General features: G+C 41.2%; 10 protein-coding genes. 4 read left to right on the top strand and 6 right to left on the bottom strand.

Going from position 1 to position 8579, the window contains the following annotated elements; translation table 11 throughout:
- From ABJH64_RS17500 to ABJH64_RS17490, 3 genes are all read left to right on the top strand, one after another.
- Positions 1–506 (top strand): DUF3347 domain-containing protein (locus tag ABJH64_RS17500; RefSeq protein ID WP_348337620.1); only part of this gene is annotated, 506 nt, incomplete at its 5' end.
- A gap of 23 nt (positions 507–529) precedes the next feature.
- On the top strand, positions 530–1129 hold the full coding sequence (locus tag ABJH64_RS17495; protein ID WP_348276894.1) for a DUF2911 domain-containing protein: 600 nt from the start codon (positions 530–532) through the stop codon (positions 1127–1129).
- Entirely contained in the window at positions 1129–1827 is a 699-nt protein-coding gene (locus ABJH64_RS17490) for a hypothetical protein (protein WP_348276895.1), read from the top strand. Before ABJH64_RS17495 ends, ABJH64_RS17490 begins: the two co-directional genes overlap by 1 nt.
- 185 nt (positions 1828–2012) lie before the next feature.
- On the opposite strand, the gene mobC is transcribed toward ABJH64_RS17490, so the two are convergent.
- The 3 genes from mobC to ABJH64_RS17475 are packed head-to-tail and all read right to left on the bottom strand — an operon-like array spanning position 2013 to position 5678.
- A complete protein-coding gene (gene mobC, locus ABJH64_RS17485; RefSeq protein ID WP_348299593.1) occupies positions 2013–4004 on the bottom strand; it encodes a conjugal transfer protein MobC in 1992 nt (663 codons plus the stop codon).
- Positions 4005–4023: 19 nt separating this feature from the next.
- The gene (locus ABJH64_RS17480; protein WP_348276897.1) at positions 4024–5310 is read right to left on the bottom strand and encodes a relaxase/mobilization nuclease domain-containing protein; all 1287 of its coding nucleotides are present in this window, start codon (positions 5308–5310) and stop codon (positions 4024–4026) included.
- Positions 5295–5678 (bottom strand): hypothetical protein, encoded by a 384-nt coding sequence (locus tag ABJH64_RS17475; RefSeq protein WP_348276898.1) that lies wholly within the window; start codon positions 5676–5678, stop codon positions 5295–5297. The genes ABJH64_RS17480 and ABJH64_RS17475 overlap by 16 nt, the downstream gene beginning before the upstream one ends.
- Before the next feature lie 323 nt (positions 5679–6001).
- Here ABJH64_RS17475 and ABJH64_RS17470 point away from each other — a divergent pair, with 323 nt between their 5' ends.
- Positions 6002–6286, top strand: coding sequence for a hypothetical protein (locus tag ABJH64_RS17470; protein ID WP_348276899.1), 285 nt, complete (start codon positions 6002–6004; stop codon positions 6284–6286).
- 98 nt (positions 6287–6384) lie between these two features.
- Here ABJH64_RS17470 and ABJH64_RS17465 read toward each other — a convergent pair whose 3' ends face one another.
- The 3 genes from ABJH64_RS17465 to ABJH64_RS17455 all read right to left on the bottom strand — a co-directional run bounded on the left by ABJH64_RS17465 (position 6385) and on the right by ABJH64_RS17455 (position 8571).
- Positions 6385–6789, bottom strand: a complete 405-nt coding sequence (locus tag ABJH64_RS17465; protein WP_348276900.1) for a hypothetical protein — start codon at positions 6787–6789, stop codon at positions 6385–6387.
- A gap of 11 nt (positions 6790–6800) precedes the next feature.
- Complete coding sequence (locus ABJH64_RS17460) at positions 6801–7637, bottom strand: RteC domain-containing protein (RefSeq protein ID WP_348276901.1); 837 nt, start codon at positions 7635–7637, stop codon at positions 6801–6803.
- 85 nt (positions 7638–7722) lie between these two features.
- Positions 7723–8571 carry an RteC domain-containing protein gene (locus tag ABJH64_RS17455; protein ID WP_348299595.1) on the bottom strand — a complete coding sequence of 283 codons (849 nt, stop codon included), beginning with the start codon at positions 8569–8571 and terminating at the stop codon, positions 7723–7725.
- Positions 8572–8579: the final 8 nt, after the last annotated feature.

The following is an 8579-nucleotide window of genomic DNA, read 5'->3' as shown; positions in this document are numbered from 1 at the left end:
GCGGTATGGCAATGCCTGTTTCAAATACCTCAGCTACTGCAAGTCCCGAACTTATATCTCAAGATGCTAAAAATGAGTTGAAGCCTCTTTTTGATAGCTATTTTGAGTTAAAAGATGCCTTGACCAAAGATGAGTTAACAGCCTCTTTGAGCTCCGCAGGGAAAATGCAATCGATCATTTCAAAAGTAGACATGAGCAAATTTAAAGGTGAATCCCATATGAGTTGGATGAGATATGAAGACAACCTTAAAACCCATCTTGATAAGTTTGTTGAGCAAAAATCACTTGAAGAGGTGAGAAAATCCTTCCTTAATATTTCTGATGAAATGGTAGCGATGGCAGAGAAATTCCATCCCTACCCTTCCAAAATATTTGTACAGCATTGTCCTATGGCCGATAGTAACCGAGGTGCAGATTGGTTGAGTTTGGAGGAAAAAATAGTGAACCCATACTTTGGAGAAGCTATGCTTACCTGCGGAGAAGTCACTAAAACAATACAAAATTAATAAAGAACAAAACACCCAAACTTATGAAAATCAAAATTTTAGCACTTGCCCTTGTTGCGGTGGCAGCATGCAATCCAAAGGAAAAGGAAAACCATGACATGGGTCATATGGAACATGAAATGGAAGCAGAATCTCATGAAATGCATGAGGAGAAGCCTGCGGAAGCAGCTAAAAGCCCTAGAACTACAGCTATGGCCATGACCGGTGGAAATCATATTCATATTGATTACAGTGCTCCTAGTGCAAGAGGTCGACAGATTTTCGGTGGGCTTGTGGCCTATGATGAAGTTTGGGTCACTGGTGCACACAAGGCTACTAGTATCAAATTTGATCAAGCCGTCCTCATAAATGGAAAAGAATTAAAACCTGGCAAATATGGGCTTTTCACTATCCCAGGAAAAGATGAATGGACAGTGATTCTGAATCAGGATTGGGACATGCATTTGGCGGACGATTACAAGGATGCAAATGACATTTTACGGATCAAGGTTAAATCTGAATCTTTGAACGAAACTGTTGAAGCTTTAACTTTCGATGTGAAAGAAAAAGACACTAAAACAACCACTATAGCTATGTCATGGGACAAAACGAGGATATCCTTTGACGTAGTGAATGCTAACTAATGAGGAAGAATAATCAATATTATGCCCGTAAAATCCATCGATTTTTGGGCGTATTTATAGGTATCCAATTTATATTCTGGACTATTTCCGGACTCTATTTTAGTTGGACAGACATCGATGAAATCCATGGGGATCATTTCCGCACGGAACATATGATGCATGAAAATGCAAATGAACTCATCGATATCAATCAGCTGGATTCTACATTGATGATAGCTACTCTTGAACTAAGGTTTGTCAATCACAGACCCTACTATTGGGTGAATGAAAGCAAATTATTTGATGCTCAATCAGGAGAGCTTTACCCTGAGATATCTGAAGCTGAGGCCAGAGAAATTGCTCAGATTTATATCAAAGACGATCTCCAAATCAGAGATATGGAATATCTCACCGAAGCCGGAGCTCATCATGAATACCGAGGAACTTCCCTCCCAGCATGGGCAGTGCATTTCGATCACCCAGAAAATCTAGTAGCCTATGTGGATGCCAAGAGCGGGCAGTTCACTAAAGTCCGACATAGAGCTTGGCGCTGGTTTGACTTCCTCTGGATGTTTCACACCATGGATTATGCAGGGAGAGACAATTTCAACAACCTACTTCTTCGAATATTTTCGCTTGCCGGATTAGCAGCTGTAGCTTCAGGATTTGCATTATTCTTTATGACAAGGAGAAAAAAAAGCAACAGGAAGCAAATCTAGTTCTTTATCAACCCCTCCTAATTTCAAATTAACTGGGCAATTAACTTCTTCTAGTTTTAATTCCACCTACTTAATATATTGGCCTAATAAATAGATTAAATTTTACTGGGGCTCAACTCATCATTTATTTACATTCCAGACATCCTTTGAAATCTCTAATATTATGGTTAAAAATCATCTACAATTTAACTTCCTTTCCTAACTACCAAATGCTTCTGCCCTGGATCATTCAATAACCTACCCATCTCAGCCTGAATTATATCCTGCACATCCTGCTTGATCTGGAGATAATTTCGCTGAACAATAGGGCTGTCTATCTTTCGGATTTCAGGTATGGGAACATAGTTATCCTGCTCCTTTTTCAGGGCCTTATGGTCGTTGATAATCTCCGAATGAAATGCTTTTAAAGTTATTTTACAATCTGGATTATCGGCTACCATCCCCACAAATTCCCCTGATGATAAGGATGATATTGTAGAAGGAGGAACAGCTGATTCTAGCTGTTTTGATTTGCTGATGGAGGTATCCGCACTGTTTATAGAAAGGCTCTGTCTATCCTGCATAATCTTCCCAATTCGATCCGATAATTGTTTGGCTGAATCTCCATTTACCTGTCCGGAAACAATGTTACCCACTATGCCTATGATCACATCTGCAAGCTCCCGTCCATAGTCTTTTCGTAGCTGGCTGAGGTCCTGAATACCCAATGTGGTGGCTACTTTATTACTTCTAGCAGTGGCAATCAGACTGTCCATCCCATTCAAATAGATGGTTGGAAACTCATCGAAAATCAGACTACTTCTTAGCTTTCCCTTTTGATTTACCAGTTTCACCAGCCGATTCACATACAGAGAAAGTACAGCTCCATAGATCTGGATTTTCTGAGGATTGTTACCCATGCAAACCAACTTCGGTTCTTCAGGATTATTGATATCCAGCGTAAAATCATTGCCGGAAAGCACATAGTATAACTGGGCTGAAGACAGCCTTGCCATGGATATTTTCGCTGATGCGATCTGTCCTTCTAGCTGCTCCATTACATCATTCAGGTAGGCATTAACAAAAGGATTGATCAGAACATCAATATCCTTTTCCGTCCTCAAAACCGTAAACAACTCTTCGTAATCAGCCTGCATCAACTCAATCACATGAGGAAGTGTACAGAATTCTCCACCATTGTACTTTCGCAAAAACCAGATGATGGCAGTCAGGAAATTGATCGGTGATTCCACGAAAAAGTCTCCCTGCTTTTTAATCCATTCCCTGTTCAAACCCATCAATATTGTTCGGGCTGATTCTGCGGCATCGGTGATATCCAGCATGGTTTCAGGTGCTAATGGATTGCAGCGATGACTTCGTGTAAGGTCATCAAAATTGATCACGTAGAACTCCGGGACTACGGAATACAGATGTTTGTTTTTAAGCCAGGTATTATAAACAATGGATGAGAGATCATCGAATTTGAAGTCATATACAAACATGGAAAAACCTTTTTTGATATGCTGGGTAATCACATGACGGATGACAAAATAGCTCTTCCCAGACCCTGGAGTTCCCAAAACCATCAAGCCCCTAAAGGGATTGATTACATTGATCCAGCTGTCTCTAATTTTTCCTTTCAGGCTATATTTTGCAGGTAAATTAATTGAGAATTCATTTTCTAGCAGCCGTTCCTCCTGAGGGAATGTCTCATTTTCTGAGTTGAATACATCGCTGCTTAATTTGGCATGGATAATTCTGGATAGCTTTGTTCCGCCTGAAAGGATAAGCAAAAAGCCCAATGAAGTTACCGTCATATAGGCAATTGAAATCCATTCTAAGCTACCTTGAAACTGTAGTATAAAATAGCTTGCAAAGTAAATCACTAGCCCTAATCCGCCATATAAAAAAGCAGTCTTGGTGCTCAATTTCTCACTCTTTCTTCCCTTAATTCCCAGCAGGGAAATCCCCAGCATCGCCAATGCTATCAACTTAGAAGTATGGAAATCCAGAAACAGACCCGTCCCAAAAATGTTCCTCAGTACACTGTCTGTAAGATCCGATGCCAGTCCCCAATCTCTAAAAGTAGCATAGCAGAAAAAATAAAAATGCAGCCCCAAAACCCCGATCCCCATCAGTCTGGTCATATCCAAAATCTTGCGCAATCCTTGCTCATTTTCGCCTGTCTGCATCCCCATTACCCTGTGATTTAAGCACTTACTTTGTTACTTTTTTCTTCTTCTTCCGCTTCTTTTTCCGCCACTCAAAAGGCAGATAGCTATAGGTTTCTTCAGGCAATACCACTGTTTCCAACAGACCCCTCGAACCTTTAAATGCTTGTTGTGTATATCCGATCTCTCCTATCGTAATTTCTGTCTGACCTTCTTGCTTACCCCCGATTTGCCTTCCTATCTTTGTCAGTGATTCAGGTCTAACCCCACTCTTAACTGATTCAACATTGATTCTATCCATCAATCCTTTGGCGCTATAGTTTTTGCCCAATGCACTCCCATTGAATACACACTTGGTCCGGTGATCGACAAAAGTGATCCCATACAGCCTCCCCTCTTGGTTCTCTCTTTTGATGGTGGCGATTCCCTGCTTTTCCAGACTTTTTATCACCTCATCAAGAGTCTTTCCAGACATCTTCATCAGCGTCAAATCAATGGCAGAGCGGATGGATTTAATATGGTTCTTACGATTAATTTCATTGGATTCGAATTTGGATTCAATGAACTTCAGCGTTGCTTTAAAATAAAAACTACTGGCTTTGATCGGAACCCCGACCTTGTTTCCCTGATCATCCATCGCGCGATATAGCAATCCCCTGTTTTTAAAAATCCGTGAAACTTCTCTCCCCCTATCGGCAACTATCCGGTATTGGCTCAGTACTGCGTTCAGCTCTGGCAGGGAAGTGAATTTGTAGTTTTTGAGCACATGCTGAAGCACATTCCCTATAGCTCTTTTAGTCTCTGATTTACCATATTCAAGTCTGGAAATGGCAACTGGTTTGGCGATAAAAACCCCCTGTTTCTGGGACTCGGCGGGCACCAAACCAAACTCCTTCTCGATTGCTTTTCGGGTTGGTTCAGATTTGAGTTTTCCGATATTATGCAAGGGAATCCGCCTGCCGTCAAGCTCAATATTCGTCGTCACAATATGCAAGTGCGGGTGTCCTGCATCAGTATGTTTATAGACCAGGTAAGGCTGGTTTTCAAAGCCGATCCCACGCATATATTCCTTGGCTATCTTTTGTAATTTCTCTTTTTCAAAGTCCTCTCCTGGCGCAAAATTCAATGAGATATGGACTGCATTTACCGACGTTCTGGAGTTTAAATTTGCCAATTTGAGCAAGTATTTCAGACGCAAATCAGCAGTCTGTTCCGTATTTTTCAAGGGATAATTCTGGGCTAAAAGCAATTCAGCCACTCCCTCATTCACCTTATTTTCATTGTAGTGAAAAGGTCGTCTCAAAGACTTACTGGTCTTTATGATTGCAACCATTTTTCAGCTGTTTGATCAATAAATCTGTTCACTTCCTTCAATGATACTTGGATACTTTTCTCCAATTTCACTACCTGGAAACGGCTGGAAGTAATTTCATCATCAATAGCCGTATTCATCTTTTTAGCCAACTGGTTATAGTTGATGGCAAGGCCATGGAGATCCCGTTTCAGTGAAGTCAACTCCCTTAAAAGCTCCTGAATACCGGTATCCCGATACCTACCAATTACCAACTTTTTGAGCAATATCCTTCTGGAATAATCACTTAGATTACTATGCACTGTCTCTCCAAAATTTGCCTTTAGCTTCAGCAATTCCCGGTCAGTCAATCGGATATGCAGCCATTTGTTTCTCTTGTTTTCTTCCATCTTCGCAGTTCATTTTCATGGTTCAACAGCTTTTCAAACTCAAACCCCACGACCTCGGAGTAAGGGGTTTCAAGATCCGGTTGTGATACAACCGTACATCTTGCCGATTTCGGAGGACACAGGAAATCCCGTTAGCTTTTACAATCATTCTGATACATTGAGGAAATCACCTCAGGCATTTACAATACCTCCTCTCGGGTGATACAAGTATAAAAAGTGATGGAATCATTTACCTATCCTGATCAATTTCTAAATAGGCTCAAATCATTGGATCAGAGTAGATTTAGCCACGCAATTATTCTACATCTAAAACCATTGAAGCTATGGCCATCTCATCACTCGAAACCATCTACGATACACTCCTTGCCGTACCCGGAATGCACGACACAGTAAAAATTGATCTAAAAATCCCCCGCAAAACAGTATTGCTTTTGACTGAGATAATCACCCGCGGAATGGAACAAAAATCAGAATCAGGTAAACCCGCAATCCGGATTTCCAAAGAATCCGAAGAAGAGCTGAATACAATTATCTCGGAGAGCCTTGAAAAGGCTGGTCTTACCATTTTAAGTTCCAAACTAAAGAATATATCAAATCAGAGTCAGTAGCAACACAACCCTCATTGATCAGCAGAATCAATTTTTCCTAGGGTGTAAAACTCAAAATATTTTGATATTTTATAAATGATGCCAAAGTCTAATCTACCTTATCCCAACCAACTCATGGACGTCAGGGAATGATTGGCTGGGATTGGGCAGATCTTCTTTCTGCCAAAGCCCTCTTCCGCGGGAACAAGGAAGTGGGCTGTAGGTTCTGCTATACTTTTTTCAGTTTTATCAGAATCCTTGATTATATACCGTCCCCTTTCAATCAGATATATGCTCCAAAAAAATAAAACCAACATTCCCAGAATCATCATGGGAATACTCACAAACAACAGGAAGCCTTCAACCATAGAGCTTAAGACTGCTTTGCTATATCGGGAAAAATGCTGCAGGCCCCCGGGACCTCTTCGGTAAAACCTTCTGCGATTCACCAACACCCGCAGCGCAAAGCCTCCTCCCAAAAGACATACACCAACTGCTACTATAAATGCATCTTGCCAAAACATAGCTTATCCATTTAAAATCCCATATCCGTATCATCCATCCGCTTCACCAGGCTTTCTTTTAGGCTGTCTAGGAAAATAGTTCTGTTCTTCTTTCTGCCACGCATGCTCTGAAAGGTGCGGTAGAAGTTTCCTACCTGCACGTTGAACAGGGACTCCATCAGCGTAATAATTGCCTTCACATCACTTTTCCCATGATTTACTGCTCCCCTAGAATGCAGCGCATAGGCCAACTCGATCAGGGCAGATTTTGAATCCGTCCACTCATGGCTGGATAGCTCTCCCGCATCTCCCTCATTTCCCATTTCCAGCTTATAGATTGTCTTCCGTATTTCATCAGTAAGATTTTCGCAGGCCATAATCTTGGCCAGCTTGCTGCTGTTGACAGTGGAAAAGGTTGGGTCAAAATCGAAGGAATAATCCGGGATCAATGACACGGGCTTGGAATCCCTTAAAAACAGTACCGAATCCTGATCGCTTTTCCCCAGCTGGTAGTAGATGTACAGTTGTTGGTTTCTGACAAAAAACTCCTGGATCTGATCCAGCACATGGGGATAATAGCTTTTCACCTGTTCCTTTTTACCGATGGGTTTCTTTGCTTCTATATAGGCGAGCTCTGAGTAGAAGATCAGTTCCTTAAAAAGCAGGGGCTTGTATTCCTTGAAAAACCGGATCTCTTCTTCTTGATCCCTGAATGTATAGCCTGCCATATATTCCTTCAGGCGGATCAAAATCTTATTAATCACCTGACAACATCTTTCGGCTTTCTGCAGTCCGTTGGAAGTTTCCCTGGAAACCTCCTTCAGTGATTTCTCCATCTCCACAAAAAGCGCTTCTACAAATGCTTTCATATCCTCCTTATTTATTACCAAAGCACTGACTGCCTCTCAACTCATTCAACGCCTTTTTTAATTTCAAATCATCTGAAATGATCCATTATCCTTTAGCTTCAAAACTCTTCATGTAAGCCTCCAGATTTTCTTTACAATGGTCAAGAAATACAGTCCGGTTTTTCTTTCTGTTTTTTATTTCCAAAAAGGTCCTGTAAAAATCCTGAAGCTCCTTACCAAATACCTCTGCCATGGTGGTTGCCAATTCTGCAACACTGACATTTCCATTATTTATAACACTGGATGTTTTCAATGCATAAACCAATTCCACCAGGTCCGCCTTTTTCCCTGTCCAAAACAGCGGGGTACTTTTATCCTCTCCCATTTGCTCTTGTTCAAGGGGTAAGACAAGTAATTGACCCTGGATATACTCTGCCAATGCTAGGGTCCCCATGATCCTTGCGCAGTATAAAGTATAGACAGTACAGTACCTGGTGTCCAGCGTATGCCAGAATAGATTAGGTTTATATACAGGCGCTTGGGCACTTCTTAAGAAAAACACCCGATCCTGATGATCTTTTTTCATTAAGAGGTAATTGTACAGGTTCTGATTGTTTTGCAGAAATTCCTGTACACTGAGCAACTCCCTTTCGTAGAATTTTCTGATTTCATTTTTAGACCCGGCCGGCTTGATAGACTCCATATTGAACAATTCGGAGAAATACACAGATTCCCTGAGAAAGTAAGTCATCCGGGATTTGAAGAATTCTATTTCCTCCTCCTCGGACATAAATTCATAGTGATCCATAAAAAGCTTGATTTCATCCATCGCCCGATCCACCAGGTGAAAAGCAGATTCAAACTGGATGAGTTTGTTTTCACCGTCCAGTTTCAGGACACCCAGCTTGTTTTTTAATCTGGTGATAATCCGGTCAGAAAATCTTAGGATATCCATAGTCTAAA

The sequence above is a fragment of the Algoriphagus sp. genome (assembly GCF_039969895.1).
In the GTDB taxonomy this organism is placed as follows: Bacteria; Bacteroidota; Bacteroidia; order Cytophagales; family Cyclobacteriaceae; genus Algoriphagus.
This window is presented reverse-complemented; position numbering and strand designations above follow the sequence as displayed.